General features: G+C 65.3%; 14 protein-coding genes. 5 read left to right on the top strand and 9 right to left on the bottom strand.

What is annotated here, in order from left to right:
• Window positions 1-106: 106 nt before the first annotated feature.
• The 6 genes from ACOOE2_RS01330 to ACOOE2_RS01305 all read right to left on the bottom strand — a co-directional run bounded on the left by ACOOE2_RS01330 (window position 107) and on the right by ACOOE2_RS01305 (window position 7,632).
• Window positions 107-634 carry a GNAT family N-acetyltransferase gene (locus ACOOE2_RS01330; protein WP_420381227.1) on the bottom strand — a complete coding sequence of 176 codons (528 nt, stop codon included), beginning with the start codon at window positions 632-634 and terminating at the stop codon, window positions 107-109.
• Window positions 634-1,851 carry a DUF445 domain-containing protein gene (locus ACOOE2_RS01325; protein ID WP_420384538.1) on the bottom strand — a complete coding sequence of 406 codons (1,218 nt, stop codon included), beginning with the start codon at window positions 1,849-1,851 and terminating at the stop codon, window positions 634-636. Before ACOOE2_RS01325 ends, ACOOE2_RS01330 begins: the two co-directional genes overlap by 1 nt.
• A gap of 62 nt (window positions 1,852-1,913) precedes the next feature.
• Entirely contained in the window at window positions 1,914-5,333 is a 3,420-nt protein-coding gene (locus tag ACOOE2_RS01320; protein WP_420381226.1) for an efflux RND transporter permease subunit, read from the bottom strand.
• 13 nt (window positions 5,334-5,346) lie between these two features.
• On the bottom strand, window positions 5,347-6,624 hold the full coding sequence (locus tag ACOOE2_RS01315) for an efflux RND transporter periplasmic adaptor subunit (RefSeq protein ID WP_420381225.1): 1,278 nt from the start codon (window positions 6,622-6,624) through the stop codon (window positions 5,347-5,349).
• A 305-nt stretch (window positions 6,625-6,929) separates the two neighbouring features.
• Complete coding sequence (locus tag ACOOE2_RS01310) at window positions 6,930-7,229, bottom strand: DUF1153 domain-containing protein (RefSeq protein ID WP_420381224.1); 300 nt, start codon at window positions 7,227-7,229, stop codon at window positions 6,930-6,932.
• Complete coding sequence (locus tag ACOOE2_RS01305) at window positions 7,222-7,632, bottom strand: hypothetical protein (RefSeq protein WP_420381223.1); 411 nt, start codon at window positions 7,630-7,632, stop codon at window positions 7,222-7,224. Before ACOOE2_RS01305 ends, ACOOE2_RS01310 begins: the two co-directional genes overlap by 8 nt.
• A gap of 242 nt (window positions 7,633-7,874) precedes the next feature.
• On the opposite strand from ACOOE2_RS01305, the gene mnmA reads away from it, so the two are divergent.
• Complete coding sequence (mnmA, locus tag ACOOE2_RS01300; protein ID WP_420384537.1) at window positions 7,875-9,002, top strand: tRNA 2-thiouridine(34) synthase MnmA; 1,128 nt, start codon at window positions 7,875-7,877, stop codon at window positions 9,000-9,002.
• Between the two features lie 34 nt (window positions 9,003-9,036).
• Here the strand turns inward: mnmA and ACOOE2_RS01295 are convergent, their stop codons facing one another.
• Window positions 9,037-9,414, bottom strand: coding sequence for a hypothetical protein (locus ACOOE2_RS01295; RefSeq protein WP_420381222.1), 378 nt, complete (start codon window positions 9,412-9,414; stop codon window positions 9,037-9,039).
• Window positions 9,415-9,451: 37 nt separating this feature from the next.
• On the opposite strand from ACOOE2_RS01295, the gene ACOOE2_RS01290 reads away from it, so the two are divergent.
• A complete protein-coding gene (locus ACOOE2_RS01290; RefSeq protein WP_420384536.1) occupies window positions 9,452-10,570 on the top strand; it encodes a serine hydrolase domain-containing protein in 1,119 nt (372 codons plus the stop codon).
• Here ACOOE2_RS01290 and ACOOE2_RS01285 read toward each other — a convergent pair.
• Both ACOOE2_RS01285 and pdxH read right to left on the bottom strand, forming a co-directional pair.
• The gene (locus ACOOE2_RS01285; RefSeq protein ID WP_420381221.1) at window positions 10,563-11,555 is read right to left on the bottom strand and encodes a cation diffusion facilitator family transporter; all 993 of its coding nucleotides are present in this window, start codon (window positions 11,553-11,555) and stop codon (window positions 10,563-10,565) included. The genes ACOOE2_RS01290 and ACOOE2_RS01285 overlap by 8 nt on opposite strands.
• Window positions 11,556-11,566: 11 nt before the next feature.
• Window positions 11,567-12,172 (bottom strand): pyridoxamine 5'-phosphate oxidase, encoded by a 606-nt coding sequence (gene pdxH / locus ACOOE2_RS01280; RefSeq protein WP_420381220.1) that lies wholly within the window; start codon window positions 12,170-12,172, stop codon window positions 11,567-11,569.
• A 112-nt stretch (window positions 12,173-12,284) separates the two neighbouring features.
• On the opposite strand from pdxH, the gene ACOOE2_RS01275 reads away from it, so the two are divergent.
• The 3 genes from ACOOE2_RS01275 to fabI are packed head-to-tail and all read left to right on the top strand — an operon-like array spanning window position 12,285 to window position 15,042.
• Entirely contained in the window at window positions 12,285-13,199 is a 915-nt protein-coding gene (locus tag ACOOE2_RS01275; RefSeq protein ID WP_420381219.1) for a DnaJ C-terminal domain-containing protein, read from the top strand.
• Window positions 13,196-14,242 carry a YihY/virulence factor BrkB family protein gene (locus ACOOE2_RS01270; RefSeq protein WP_420381218.1) on the top strand — a complete coding sequence of 349 codons (1,047 nt, stop codon included), beginning with the start codon at window positions 13,196-13,198 and terminating at the stop codon, window positions 14,240-14,242. Before ACOOE2_RS01275 ends, ACOOE2_RS01270 begins: the two co-directional genes overlap by 4 nt.
• The gene (gene fabI / locus ACOOE2_RS01265; RefSeq protein WP_420381217.1) at window positions 14,239-15,042 is read left to right on the top strand and encodes an enoyl-ACP reductase FabI; all 804 of its coding nucleotides are present in this window, start codon (window positions 14,239-14,241) and stop codon (window positions 15,040-15,042) included. The genes ACOOE2_RS01270 and fabI overlap by 4 nt, the downstream gene beginning before the upstream one ends.
• Window positions 15,043-15,333: the final 291 nt, after the last annotated feature.

Genomic DNA, 15,333 nt, shown 5'->3' with positions numbered 1-15,333 from the left:
AGAGTGCCCCCTGTTGGCAAAATTCCGGCGCCGTCTTGAGCGGCGATGGGGGGCGATTAGGCAGCCTGTGTGTCAGGACGGCGACGATTTCATGGCAGCGACTGTCTTATACCAACTTCGGGGCGTCCTCGCCGCGTTGCAGCAAGGACAGCATGCGGCCCCCGTAATCCTGCTGCGCATACGCGACAAAGCCCAGCCGGGCGGCGATCGCGAATGATGGGGTGTTGTCCTGTTCGATCATGCACGCGATCCGGCGGGGCCCCTGCATATGGTCGAACCACGCCAGCGCCGCGCGTGCCGCTTCGGTTGCATAGCCGCGGCCCCATGCTGTGTCACCGATGATCCAGCCGATTTCGGGCGTGTCATCGAAACCCTGGTCAAAGCCGCGCCAGCTGTGAAACACCCCGCAGATGCCGATGATCGGCGCCGAGCCGCGCTCGCGCACCATGAAACTGCCATAGCCGTACAGCGCCCAGCTGCCCGCATTGCGCGCGAAACGCGCGTATTCGGCGGCCATGTCGACCGGGCGATTCCCAAGAAAACGGCGCACGGTTTCAGGCGCGACCATAGCGGCCACACCGGCAAGGTCGGCAGCCACCGGCTGCGACAGCTCGAGGCGCGCAGTGGTCAGCATTACCAGTTCAGCGCATAACGATCGAGCGCGTGCAGCGCCAGGCCGACCAGTCCGCCAACGATCGTGCCATTGATGCGGATGAATTGCAGATCGCGCCCGACCGCGCTTTCTATCCGCCGCGTGACCGTGCGTGCATCCCACCGGCGCACCGTATCCGATACGATCCGCACGATATCGTCGCCATGCCGCGTGGCGAGCCCGGCCAGCGAGCGCCTTGCAAAGCGATTGACCATCGCGCGCAAGGCCGCGTCCTCGCCAAGCGCGCGGCTGAGGCCCTGCACGCCGAAATTACCATGCGATCCGGGCGGGGCGCGCAACAGCGCAATCAGCCCGGCACGACTGCGTTCCCACAGCGCATCGAGCCAGGCGGCAAAGGCCGGATTGTCCAGCGCATCGGACTTCAGCCGCGCGACCCGCGCGCGCATTGCGGGATCGTGCACCAGATCGTGCGCCAGCGTGGCCAGCGTTTCGTCGATCCGCAGCCGCAGCGGGTGTTCCGGGTCGATCACGGTATCGGCGAGCAGCGCATAGACCGCATCGAGCAGCGCATTGGCGAGCCGGTCATCGAGCCGCGCCCAGCGCATCAGCGTGCTGGTGCGGTCGCGGATCATCGCGCGCAGCGTCGGCTCATTGGCCTCCAGCAACAGCCCGGCACGGCGCAGCACGCCCTCGATCAGCGGCATGTGCCGGCCATCGGCGATCATGCCCGCCAGCACCTGGCCAAGCAACGGCGCCAGATCGATCCGGTCGATCTGGTTTTTGAGCAAGGCCTTGGCCGGGCGCCCGACTTTATCGGGGTCAAGCGATTCAAGGATGTCGGCCAGCAGGCTCGACACGCTGTCGCTGATCCGTCCGGGCGCGACCGTCCCGGTCGATCTGGCAGCTGCCAGATACCCGCCGAGCATGCCGGCGGCATCCAGCTTGTGCAAACGCCGTGCGACCACCTGGGGGGTGAGGAAATTGGCGCGCAGGAATGACGCCAGGCTGTCGGCGATACGGTCCTTGTTGGCGGGGATGATCGCGGTGTGGGGGATCGGCAGGCCGAGCGGGCGCCGGAACAGCGCAGTCACCGCGAACCAGTCAGCCAGGCCGCCGACCATGGCAGCCTCGGCAAACGCGGCCAGATAGCCGAATACCGGCTGACCATGGCCAAAATGGCGCGCGGCGACAAACAGCCCGGCCATCAACACCAGCAGCGCGGTCGCCACCAGCCGCATGCGCCGGCCGGGATCGACCGGAAACAAAGGAGCGGACAACCGCCGGGAGACCGCGTTCAGAGTCACTCAGCCGGATGGATTGCGTGCGCCGGATTTGGGCGGGATGCAGGCGACGCCGACCGGTCATGCCCCAGCAACCGTTTCGACAGCCACGGACCGACGCGTTTTTCCAGCCCGTCGGCCAGGCTGAACCCGGCCGGCACGATCAGCAGCGTCAGCAATGTCGACAGCGACAGCCCGCCGATCACCACGATGCCCATCGGCGCGCGCCAGCCGCCATCGCCGCCGATCGGCAGGACGGTCGGGATCATGCCTGCGACCATCGCGACCGTGGTCATCACGATCGGTTGCGCACGCTTGTGACCGGCTTCGACGATCGCTTCGTGACGGCGCTTGCCCGTGGCCATTTCCTCAAGCGCGAAGTCGATCAGCAGGATCGAATTCTTTGCGACGATGCCAAACAGCATCAGCATGCCGATGAAAACCGGCAACGACATCGAATTCCCGGTGATCGCCAGCAGCACCAGCCCGCCCAGCGGCGCCAGGAACAGCGATCCCATATTGACCAGCGGCGAGATGAAGCGGTGGTACAGCAGCACCAGCACCGAAAATACCAGCAGGATCCCGGCGCCGAGGGCGGCGGCGAAATTGTTCATAAGTTCTTCCTGGAACCGGTCTTCGCCCGCCGCGGTGTTGGCCACGCCATCGGGCAGGTGCTGCATGATCGGCAGCCGTTTGATCTCGTCCATCGCGGTGCCTTTCGCCACATCGGGTGGCAGATCGGCGCCGACGAACACCCGGCGGCTCTGGTTGTAACGCTGGATCGAGGTCGGGCCCGATCCGAAACCGATCGTCGCGACGCGCGACAGCGGGACCGAATCGCCGGTCACCGTCGGCACCGGAAGATTTTCCAGCGTCGCGAGATCGCGCCGGGATTCGACCGGCAGCTTGACCCGGATCGGGATCTGGCGGTCGGACAGCGAAAACTTGGCGCTGTTCTGGTTGATTTCACCCTGCGTCGCTATGCGGATGACCTGGCTTAGCGTCTGCGTGGTCACGCCAAGCGACGCGGCAAGATCGAAATTCGGGGTGATCTCGATTTCCGGGCGCCGCAGGTCGGCGCTGACGCGGGGACCGACGACATGCTTGAGCCCGCTCATCTGGGTGACGAGCGTCTGTGCGGTGCGTTGCAGCAGGTCGGAATCGGAGCCCGAGAGCATGATGCTGATCGCGCGGCCCGACCCGCTGTCGCCGCCGCCGCCGTTCTGGTTGGCAAAGCTGACGCGCGCATCGGGAATGGTTTGCAGCAGCGGCGTCAGGTCGCGTTCAAACCTCAGCGAAGTGCGCTTGCGATCATGGCGCAGCTGAATGTAGATTTCGCCGCGTCCTTCCTTGATCGATTCCAGCGCGACTCTGACTTCCTGCTGATGCTCGACCAGCGCCAGCACCTGGTCGGTCTTGGCCGTGGTCTGCGCGATGGTCGTGCCGGGCGCCATGACGATATCGATTTCACTGTCGTTGACATCGGTATCGGGAAAGAACTGCGTCGGTAGCGCGGCCATCAGCACGACGGTCATGATCAGCGCGCCAAAGCCGATGCCCATCATCCACAGCCGGTGATCGGCCGCCCGCGCACGCATGCGCGCCAGGATCCACGTCATCCATGTGGCTAGCGGACCACCCCCGATCCGCGCCAGCGTGCACCCGGCCACAAGCGCCAGTGCCGCCGCGATCGCACCGCCGCCCATGCCCGCCAACACCGGCACCGCGCCGGGCAGCGACTTTTGCGCCAGCGGCGTGTAAATCGCCCGGCACACCGCCGCAAAGGCAGTGCCTGCCACCGCCATGATCACCATCGGCACGATCCAGTACCACCATACACTGGCCCGGGGGACCAGGCCGACGCGGCGCGCCGCCGCTTTGCTCGTATCGAGCGACCAGCGCAGCACGCGCATGTAGCGGCGCATCCACACGCCGTCGTGGTCGTCGTGCGAACCGTGCGCAGTCATGAAATAGGCCGCCACCATCGGCGTGATCATGCGCGCCACCAGCAGCGAGAACAGCACCGCGATGACCACGGTCATGCCGAAATTCTTGAAGAACTGCCCCGACACGCCGGGCATCAGCGCGACCGGCAGGAACACCGCGACTATCGAAAATGTCGTGGCGACGACCGCCAGCCCGATTTCATCGGCGGCATCGATCGACGCCTGGAACGGCGTCTTGCCCATGCGGATATGCCGCACGATATTTTCGATTTCGACGATCGCATCGTCGACCAGCACGCCCGCGACCAACCCCAGCGCGAGCAGCGACATCGTGTTGAGCGTAAAGCCCATCAGCCGCATGACCCAGAACGTGGGGATCGATGATAGCGGGATTGCCAGTGCCGACACGATCGTCGAGCGCCAGTCGCGCAGGAAAAAGAATACGACGATCACCGCCAGCACCGCGCCCTCGACCATCGCCGACATTGAGGAGTGATACTGATCGCGCGTATATTCGACCGAATCGAACAGCACTTCGAACCGCACGCGATTGCCCTGCTCGGCCTGGATCTTGGCCATTTCCGCAACGGACGCATCATAGACCGCAACATCGGATTCACCGCGGGCGCGTGCGATGCTGAACGTGACGACCGGCTTGCCCTTGAACTTGGCCAGCGACGTGATTTCGCTGAACCCGTCGCGCACGTCAGCCACATCGGCCAGCCGCACGGTGTGTCCCGCCGCCAGCCCGACATCGATCTGCGACAAGTCGTAGGCACTGCGCGCATTGCCCAGCACGCGCACGGCCTGCCGCGATCCGGCAACTTCGGCCCGGCCGCCCGCGGCATTGACATTCATCGCGCGCAGGGCCGCGTTGATCTGCGTCGCGGTCACACCCTGCGCCATCATCCGGGCCGGATCGAGCGTAACGGTAATTTCGCGATCGACCCCGCCCGAGCGCTTGACTTCGGCCATGCCCGGAATCGCCAGCAGGCGTTTCGTCACCGCATCGTCGATAAACCACGACAGCTGTTCCAGCGTCATGTCGTCGGCCGACACGGCGAAATAGGCGATCGGCTGCGACGAGGTTTCGGCCTTGAACACTTGCGGTTCCAGAATGCCCTCGGGCAATTCGCCGCGCACGCGATCGACCGCATTCTTCACTTCGTTGACTGCGGCGTTGATGTCCTGCCCGATCTTGAACTGGACCTGGGTGGTGGCCGTGCCTTCTTCGGTGGTCGAGCTCAGCGTGTCGACGCCGGCGATCGTGCGGACGCTGGCCTCGATCTTCTGTGTGATCTGGTTTTCCATTTCGGTGGGCGCGGCGCCCGGCTGCGAAATCGAAACGATCACCATCGGGAATTCGATATCGGGCGTGTTCTGGACCTTCATTCCCATAAACGACACGATGCCGATGATCGTCAGGCCCAGAAAGAGCACGATCGGCACCACCGGGTTGCGGATCGACCACGACGACAGATTGCGGAAATTCATCGCGCCCGCCCGATCAGCTGGCTGGCACTGCGGCAGATTGGGGTGCGGCCATAACCGGCCGCACCTTGTCGCCGGGATTGAGGAACCCGCCGGCGCGCAGCACGATGCGTTCGTTACCGGTCAGCCCTTTGGTCACGGCGATCCCCGCCGGTGACACATCGCCGGTTTCGACCGCGCGGCGCTCCACTTTCTGCCCTTTGCCGACGACATAGACGAACGCACCGTTGGCATCGGACAGGATCGCGGATTCGGGCAACAATGGCGCAGTCGTCGATCCCGACCGCAGCGTTGCAGAGGCAAAGCCGCCGGGGCGCAGCGCCTTGTCATAAGGCAGTGCGATCCGGGCAATGCCCTGGCGCGATGTCGCGTCGATCGTCGGCTCCAGCTGCCAGACATGCCCGGTAAAATGCTGCGCGGTGCCCACCGGAACGATATCGGCGGGGTCGCCCACTGCCATGCGCGCCAGGTTGCTTTCCGACAGGCGCGCCTGCATTTCCAGCTCGCCATCCTTGGCGATGCGAAACAGCGTCCCGCTCGCCGAGCTGACGATCTGCCCGGGCTCGACCTGGCGCGTCAGCACCAGACCCGATTCGGGCGCCACGACATTCAGCCGTGCGGCGCTGGCGCGCAACTGGCCCAGCGCGGCGGTGGCCACGCGCACTTGCGCGTTGGCGGCATCGCGCGTGGCGACCAGCTGTTCGATATCGGCAGTGGAGATAAACCCGTTGGCGACCAGCTTCATCGAGCGGTCGAGCTTGCTTTGCGCCAGCCGCGCATTGGCGACTTCGACCTGCACGCTTGCGGCCTGGCCTGCGATCTGTTCCGATTGCACCGATCGGTCGATGACCGCCAGCACTTGGCCCTTGCCGACCCAGCTGCCCGCATCGACCAGCACCTGCAACACCTTGCCGCCTTCGCCCGCGATGCCCACGGGCAGGTCGCGCCGCGCGGCCAGGACGCCGCTGGCGGTGATCGAGCCCTGAACCGTCAGCCGGCCCGGCACGATCACGGTAACCGTCTGCGCATTGCCATCGGCATTGACCGTTGCGGCCGGGGCCAGATAGCGTTCGATACCATACCACCCGGCGCCAAGCGCCAGCGCGGCGGCAAGGCCGATCAGCAACAGCCGGCGCGGGGATGATGGGGGCGCGGCGGCCAGCGGCAGCATCGGATCGGCCATAAGATCCGATGTCTGCTGATCCGATGCCTGCTGATCCGATGTTTGTGTATCGCCAGCGCTGTCATGGTCGGCAAATGCTGCAGACCGAAGATTGCCAGCTTTACCCGTCATCGTATCCACCAACACACCCCAATACCTGTCAAACCCGGCCGATGCGGCGATCATCCCGAACGTTGCCTGTTCGAGATGCCGAATCGAGCGGGGCGGACACCCGAATTGCGCCCCGGCATATCATCGACCGACGCTAGTGCTGACAGCTTTGTGTCATAGAGGCCGATCCGACAAGTTACAATTCACGCTCTACCAACGACATGATGGGCAAAACGGCAGGGCAAACCGGAAGGGGCCACCGGTCGCTGACGACTGTGGCCCCCGATTGTCTGATCCCCTGCCCGCGCCGGATCGGCGCCGGTGGCTCAATATTTCTGCTGGCGCTCGTACAGCCCGCGATAATGCTGGATGCGCGTAACGCGCAGGCCCTGCATGCCCGACCGGTCGACCGCGCGCTGCCACGAGGCGAATTCCTCGAGCGTCAGATTGTAGCGTTCGCACACTTCATCGATCGTCAGCAGCCCGCCATTGACGGCGGCGACCACTTCGGCCTTGCGCCGCACGACCCACCGGGTCGTGGCCGGCGGCGGCAGGCTGTCGATCGTCAACGGTTCGCCCAGCGGGCCTATGACCTGTACGGGCCGGATCTTCTGGTTTTCAATCATGGCTGTTCTCATCGGCTTGGCGCTCCGCAAAAGCGCTCAGCGTGGTTTGGCGGCTGTCGACCGGTGTGCCCTGATTGACTTTTCCAGACGTTGAAGAGTTGGAGTTAATGGCGCGGTTACCAATTTCAAAATGTTCGAGCATGCGCGCGGTTCCCGTGTGAAAGCTGCCTGTTGCGCCGGTGGGCCCAATCTGGTCATGGGCGGGCAGGTCGTGGGCGCCGGACGCGATCGCCGCACCGATGGCGCGCGCATCCGCTTTACCGGCGACAGGCGCAGACAGTCCGCGCCGATAGTCCTGCGCTGCCACCAGCCGGGCGCACAATTCGCTCCAGCCCAGCGGACGCAGGGCTGCCTCGACATCGGACGCGTCGAATGCGCCAAAATCGTTGCGTCCCAGTTCCATCTTTCGGGACTTACACCCCGGTTGGCTAAGGGACTGTAAAAGCGGCCTTCATATGTGGTTAGGCATGATTAAGCCGCTGATACAGGCGCATCCGTAATGTCTACGCATGGGGCATCGCGGCGATGGCGCGGTCCATCAAAAACCCCTATAGCGCGCGCATGTCTGCGCCCCACGCCCCGATTTCCGCCAGTTCCGCCGTAACTCCGGTTGCCACCAATCCGGCACGATTTTTTTCCGATGCGATGACCGATCCTGGAAAGCTGTTCGACCTGCCCCGCCCCGCAAACCTTTGCCGCATCGTGGTCGCGATGTCGGGCGGGGTCGACAGCTCGGTCGTGGCCGCGCTGGCGGCGGCCAGCGGTGCCGAAGTCATCGGCATCACGCTGCAACTGTACGACCACGGCGCGGCATCGGGGCGCAAGGGCGCATGCTGCGCCGGTGACGATATCCGCGATGCGCGCGCGGTCGCCGACCGGCTGGGCTTTGCGCATTACGTGTTCGACCACGAGAACGACTTTCGCGAATCGGTGGTCGATCGCTTTGCCGACGATTACCTCGCCGGCCGCACCCCGATCCCGTGCATCCGCTGCAACATGGGGCCCAAGTTCACCGATCTGCTGCGCATGGCGCGCGACCTAGGCGCCGATTGCCTGGCCACCGGGCATTATGTACGCCGTATGGAAAGCGACCAGGGCGTAACGCTCAATCGCGCGATCGATCCGGCGCGCGACCAGTCGTACTTTCTGTATGGCACGACGCCCGAACAGCTTTCGTTCCTGCGCTTTCCGCTCGGCGGTCTGCCCAAAAGCGATGTGCGCGCGATTGCCGCCACGATGGGCCTGGGCGTGGCGACCAAGCCCGACAGCCAGGATATCTGTTTCGTACCCGATGGCGATTACGCGCGCGTTGTCACCGCGATCCGGCCCCATGGCGCACTGCCCGGCGATATCGTCCATGCTGCCACCGGCGAAGTGCTGGGCACGCACAAGGGGATCATCCATTTCACCGTGGGCCAGCGCCGCGGGCTTGAGGTCGGGGGGCAGCCTGCGCCACTGTATGTGATCGAACTCGATGCGCCGGGGCGCCGCGTGCTGGTTGGCCCGCGCGAGATGCTGGCCGTCTGTGCCGCGCATCTGGAGGATACCAACCGCATCGGCGCGCTGCCGGCAGGCACGCCGCTGACCGCAAAAGTGCGGTCGCTGGCCAAGCCCGTGCCGATCACGCTCGACGGGGCGCTGGGCGATGGCGCAGCGGTGACGATCCGCTTTGCCACGCCCGAATACGGCGTCGCACCCGGGCAGGCGGCGGTGATCTATGCGGGCGACCGCGTGGTCGGCGGCGGCTGGATCGAACGGACCGAGAAGAGCTGACCCCTCGTATCGTCAATCTGGGCAGCGTTTCGCTCTAACGCCCACCCGACCAAGGCTGCAACTGGCACCCCCAGCCCTCGTGATACGTCGCGGTCTGGCGCGCCAGGAACAGGAAACTGGCGCTGACGCTGCGGTTCGCCGGGTCATCGCTCAGGCGTACCCAGCTGGTCGCGCCCTCCATATCCTTGTGGCAGTCGTTCAGCGTGCGCCCGCCCAGATAGCGGCACGAACATGCCACCCGCGCGCCGTACGAGGCGCCGGTGCGTGCGTATTCGCGTGCCGGGGCCCAGATCCATGCCACGCCAATGACAATCGCCAGCACCAGGACCAGCGATACGCCCAGCGCCCAATGCCGGCGTGGTTGCCCGGGCGCGGTATCGGTCGCGGTGTCGGGGCGGTTGGTGTTTGTCATTGCCTGGCGTGCAAAACTCGGTGAAGGGTCGGGCAAGATGATTCCCGGTCGGCTGATCCTTATCGCTCCGCTTGCACTCGTGCCAGCGTTGATCGCCTGTCATTCGGCACCCGTCGCGGTTCCGCTCAATCCGGCAGCGCGCGCGGCGGTTACGGCCGATCCCGGCGATACGACGCGCGAGGCGCTGGCGCAAAGCATCGACGCTGTGTTTACCGCGCCCGGCGCCGGCGAAACCCGCGCCATGGTCGTGTGGCACGATGGCAAGCTGATCGCCGAACGCTATGCGCCCGGCTATGACCGCAACACGCGGTTCATCAGCTGGTCGATGGCCAAGACGGTGACGGGCGTGCTGATCGGGATGCTGGTGTCCGACGGGCGGCTGCGGCTCGATTCGTCGGTGCCGATCCCCTTGTGGCAGCGCCCCGGCGATCCACGCGGGGAGATCACGCTGCGCCAGTTGCTGCAGATGCGATCCGGGCTGCGCCATGTCGAGGGCGGCGATCCGCCATACCTGTCCGATGAAGTGCGCATGCTGTTTCTCGACGGGCGCGACGACATGGCCCGCTATGCCGAGGCGCAGCCGCTGCAATATGATCCCGGGCAGAAATGGGTCTATTCGACCAACACCGCAGTCATTCTGGCCGACCTGGCCGCGCGCGTGCTGGCGCCCAATGGAGCGCCCGAGATGCGCCGCCGGGCGGTGCTCGATTATCTGCGCACGCGCTTGTTCGATCCGGTGGGCATGCATTCCGCCGTGCCCGAATTCGATGCCGCCGGCACGATGGTCGGCGGCAGCTCGATCCATGCGACCGCGCGCGACTGGGCGCTGTTCGGTGAATTCCTGCGCCATCGCGGTGCTGCCGGCGGCGTACAGCTGGTGCCGCGCCAGTGGATCGATTTCATGACCTCGCCGTCCCCGCGCGAATCGCAATACGGCGCGCAGATCTGGCTCAACCGCCCGGCGACCAGCGGCCGCCCGTCATTGTTCCCCGATCGCGGCCCGGCAGACCTGTTCGCGTGCGAAGGCCACCTGGGGCAATACGTGCTGGTATCGCCCTCGCGCCGGCTGACCGTGGTGCGGCTGGGAATGACGCCCGAGGATCACACCGACCTGGTCGCCGCCAAGCTGGGCGATGTGGTCGCCTTGTTCAGGTAGTACGAAATCCGCGCGGCTCGCCTTGCGCCAGCAGCGCGGGGCTCGCGTCGGACAAGTCCACGGTCAAATCCTGCGCGCCCAGCTTGTCTTCGTCGATCAGGCCTTCGGGATCGGGATGAATCAGGATTTCGGTGCCCGGAAATTCGCTCTCCAGCGCGGCCTCGAGTTCGTCCATCACGTGATGCGCCTGCGTCACGGTCATCGCTCCATCGACCCAGACGTGGAACTGCACGAAATCGCGATTGCCGCTGGTGCGGGTGCGCAAGTCGTGAATACCCTTGAGCGCAGGATGGCGGCCTGCGACCTCGAGAAACCGTTCGCGTTTTTCGAGCGGCCATTCGCCGTCCATCAACTGCTCGATCGCCTCTTGCGAGGCGGCCCATGCGCCCCAGCCGAGCCAGCCGGCAATCATCAATCCGAACACCGCGTCCGCGCCGGGAATATGGCCCCAGCGCTCGATCGCCAGCGCCGCGATCACGGCAAAGTTGAGCAGCAGATCAGCGCTGTAATGCACATTGTCGGTGGCAATCGCCACGCTGCGCGTGCGCGCGATCACATGACGCTGATACGCGACCAGCGCCAGAGTCGCGCCGATCGCCAGCGCCGAAACCGCCATACCCAGGCCCGGATCCTCGACCGTGGTCTTGCCGAACATCTGCCCGATCGCGCGCACGGCCAGGCCGATTGCCGACAGCGAGATCAGCACGACCTGGAACATCGCGGCCAGCGCCTCGGCCTTGCCATGGCCGAACCGGTGGTTGGCGTCGCTTGGCATCGCGGCGATCCACACCCCGAGCAACGTCGACACGCTGGCCACCAGATCGAGCGCGGTGTCGGCCAGGCTGCCCAGCATCGCCAGCGACCCGGTCGACAGCACGGCCCAGCCCTTGAGCCCGAGCAGCAGCGTCGCCACCGTGATCGAGGCGAACGCGGCGCTGCGGTTGAGCCGGCCGCTGGCTTCGGCATCGAGATGGGGGCTGGTCATTGCCGTCTCCCTTACGGGTAGAGCATGGTGCTGGTCCACCCTGCCGTTGCGCCGATCCGCACAAAGCGGCGGCGCTCGTGCAGGCGAAATTCGCGGTCCTGCCAGAATTCGATCGCGTCCGGCCGCACGCGATAGCCCGACCAATGTGCCGGGCGCGGAATGTCGCCCTCGGGATATTGCGCGCGCAGGGCCGCGACCCGGTCGATATAGACATCGCGACTGGCGAGCGGGCGCGACTGGTCCGACGCGGCCGAGCCGAGCTGCGATTCGCGGTGCCGGCTGTGAAAATAGGCGTCGGCCTCTGCTGCGGTCACTTCGCTGACCATGCCTTCGATACGGATCTGGCGGCGCAGGCTTTTCCAGTGAAACAGCAGCGCGACATGCGCGTTGGCGGCCAGCTCGATGCCTTTGCGACTCTCGAAATTGGTATAGAAGACAAAGCCGTCGGGCCCGTAGCCTTTCAGGAGGACCATCCGCGCCGACGGATGGCCATCGGGCGTCGCGGTGGCCAGCGCCATCGCATTGGGGTCATTGGGCTCAGTGGTCTGCGCTTGCGCAAACCAGGCATCGAACACGGCGAACGGATCATGATCGGGAATGGCGTCGGATGCGGACATGAAAGGCGTATTCCATCGGTTTGCTGATTGCCCCGCCGCTCTGCCCGAAAGGCGGGAGGAAGCGTGAGTGATAACTTGCAGGATCGGGTCCGGGAACCTAGCTATCAGGGCTATGGCAGATCCTTATACCACACTCGGCGTCGATCGCAGCGCCACCGAAAAAGACATCAAGTCCGCTTATCGCAAGCTGGCCAAGGAACTCCACCCCGATCGCAACCGCGACAATCCGCGCGCGACCGAACGGTTCGGGCTGGTGACGCAGGCCTATGACCTGCTGTCGGACAAGGACAAGCGCGCGCAGTTCGATCGCGGCGAAATCGATGGCGACGGCAATCCGGCCGCGCCGTTCGGGTATGGCCGGGGCGGCGGCCAGGGCGGATTTCGCCATGACGGGTTTGAAGGATTCGCCGGCGGCCAGGCCGAAGGCGGTCCGGATCTTGGCGATTTGTTCGAAGGCCTGTTCGGCGGTCGCGGGGGCGGTGGCGGCGCACGGCGCGGGCCCCCGCCGCGCGGGCCCAATGTGACCTATCGGCTGGTCGTGCCGTTCACCGATGCCGCCACGCGCGAACCGCAGCGAATCACGTTGCGCGACGGCAAGACGATCGATCTGAAACTGCCCCCGGGCGTCGAGCATGGCCAGCAGGTGCGCATCCCCGGCAAGGGCGATCCGGGCCCCGGCGGCACCGGCGATGCGATCGTGGCGATCGAGATAGCCAACCATGCGTTTTTCGAGCGCGACGGCGACAACATCCGCCTCGATGTGCCGATCACGCTCGATGAAGCAGTGCATGGCGGGCGCGTGAAGGTGCCCACGGTCGATGGCGCGGTCATGCTGACCATCGCGCCCGGCACCACCGGCGGAAAGACGCTGCGCCTCAAGGCCAAAGGCTTCAGCCGCAAGGACGGCGAGCGCGGCGACCAGCTGGTCACATTGCAGATCGATCTGCCCGCCGACGATGCCGATCTGAAACAGCGGCTCGAGGGCTGGCACGACACGCGCAACCCGCGCGCGCGGCTGGGTATTTGACGGGCGACAGGCCTTTACCGGACCATCCGCCCGAACCGGTTGCGCCCGATCCGATCAAGGCGGCGATTGCCGAGACCGGCGTGGCCAGCCTTTCGCCGGAGGCACGGCGCGAATATGCGCGCTATGGACAGGATCACACCGAATTCCTGCATATGTACTGGCGCCGCCGGTCGCAGCGGCGCGCCATCCGGATCGTGCGCCGCGTCTGGGCGGGCGTGATTAACGACGGCACCATCCATGCAGGCAATTTTGCCTATATGATGCTGATCTCGCTGTTTCCGTTCTTCGTGACCGGCGCGGCGCTGTTTTCGCTCGTTGGCCGGGGCAGCGCGCGCGAGGCGGCACTGGCGACAGTGCTCGCGGCATTTCCGCCCGATGTCGCCACTGTGCTCGATCCGATCGCGCGCAAGGCGCTGGCCGCGCGCACCGGATCGCTGTTGTGGCTGGGCGGCGCGGTCGGGCTGTGGACCGTGGGCAGCCTGGTCGAAACGATCCGCGATGTGCTGCGCCGCGCCTATGGCACGCGCGTCAGCCGCGCGTATTGGCGGCGGCGACTGGGCTCGACCGGCCTCATCGTCGCCTCGGTCGTGCTGATCCTGCTGTCGATCACCGCGCAGATCGCGCTGGGTTCGACGCAGGAGGCGCTATTGGTGCGCGCGCCCCATCTCGAAGGCCTGATCATGACACTGGCGCTATCGAAATACGCGACGATGCCGCTGTTGTTCGGGGCGTTGTGGGTGCTGTTCGTGTCGCTATGCCCCGGTGCCTATCGCGGATCGCGGTATCCCAAATGGCCCGGCGCGCTGTTCGTTACGGTCTGGTGGCAGGCGATCACGCTGTTGCTGCCAAAGCTCATGCGCCACGTATTCTCGTACGATCTGACCTATGGCAGCCTGGCCGGGGTGATGATCGCGCTTTTCTTTTTCTGGCTTGTCGGCTTAGGGATAGTGGTAGGGGCCGAACTCAACGCCGCGCTGGCCGAAACGCCGGAGGAACGCGATCTGTTGGGGCAGGCAGACAATATTGAAACCGAGGGCGCATGACCGGACTGATGGAAGGGAAGCGCGGCCTGATCATGGGCCTCGCCAATGACAAATCGCTAGCCTGGGGCATTGCCAAGCGGCTGCGCGAAGCGGGTGCGGAGCTGGCCTTTGCCTATCAGGGCGAAGCGCTGGGCAAGCGCGTGCGTCCGCTCGCGGCCAGCCTCGACAGCGATTTCCTGATCGAATGCGACGTGTCCGACATGACCGCGCTCGACACCGCGTTCGAAACGCTGGCGGCGCGGTGGCCGACGATCGATTTTATCGTCCATGCCATCGGCTATTCGGACAAGAATCAACTGCGCGGCCGCTATTACGACACCTCGCTCGACAATTTCCTGATGACGATGAACATTTCCGCCTACAGCCTGGTCGCCGTGACCAAGCGCGCGTTGCCGATGATGACCGCGGGCGGATCGATCCTGACGCTGACGTATTACGGCGCGGAAAAGGTCGTGCCGCATTACAACGTGATGGGCGTGGCCAAGGCCGCGCTCGAGGCAAGCGTCAAATACCTGGCGAACGACTGCGGCCCGCTGGGCATTCGCGTCAACGCGATTTCGGCCGGCCCGATCAAGACCCTGGCCGCCAGCGGGATCGGCGATTTCCGCTATATCCTCAAATGGAACGAGCTGAACTCGCCGTTGCGCCGCAATGTCACGATCGAGGATGTCGGGGGCGCGGGCCTGTATTTCCTGTCCGACCTGGCGTCGGGCGTGACCGGCGAAGTCCACCATGTCGATGGCGGCTATCACGTCGTCGGCATGAAGCAGGAAGACGCGCCCGACATCGCGCTGGGGTGACCTGTTTGCTCCCCTTCCGCTTTGGGGGAATTCAAGTCATGGGAGAAAGGCCTCCGGCGGCCAAGGGCCAACGCCCATAGGCGCTAACGTAACAATATCGTCGCCCCGGGCTTGACCCGGGGTCCCGCTTCTTCGGCGCGGAAACGCCCGAATTTGAAGATACCGCGAAAGAAAAGCGGGATCCCGGGTCAAGCCCGGGAAGACGAGAAAACTGCCGCTTCGCATCGGATTACCAAGGCTGAATCGGCTTTAAGACCAATGTGTTACCGGGATCCAAGGGCAATGGCCCTT

It is taken from the genome of Novosphingobium sp. (assembly GCF_965214355.1).
In the GTDB taxonomy this organism is placed as follows: domain Bacteria; phylum Pseudomonadota; class Alphaproteobacteria; order Sphingomonadales; family Sphingomonadaceae; genus Novosphingobium.
Note: the sequence above shows the minus strand (reverse complement) of the source record. Positions and strands in the feature narration are given on the sequence as shown.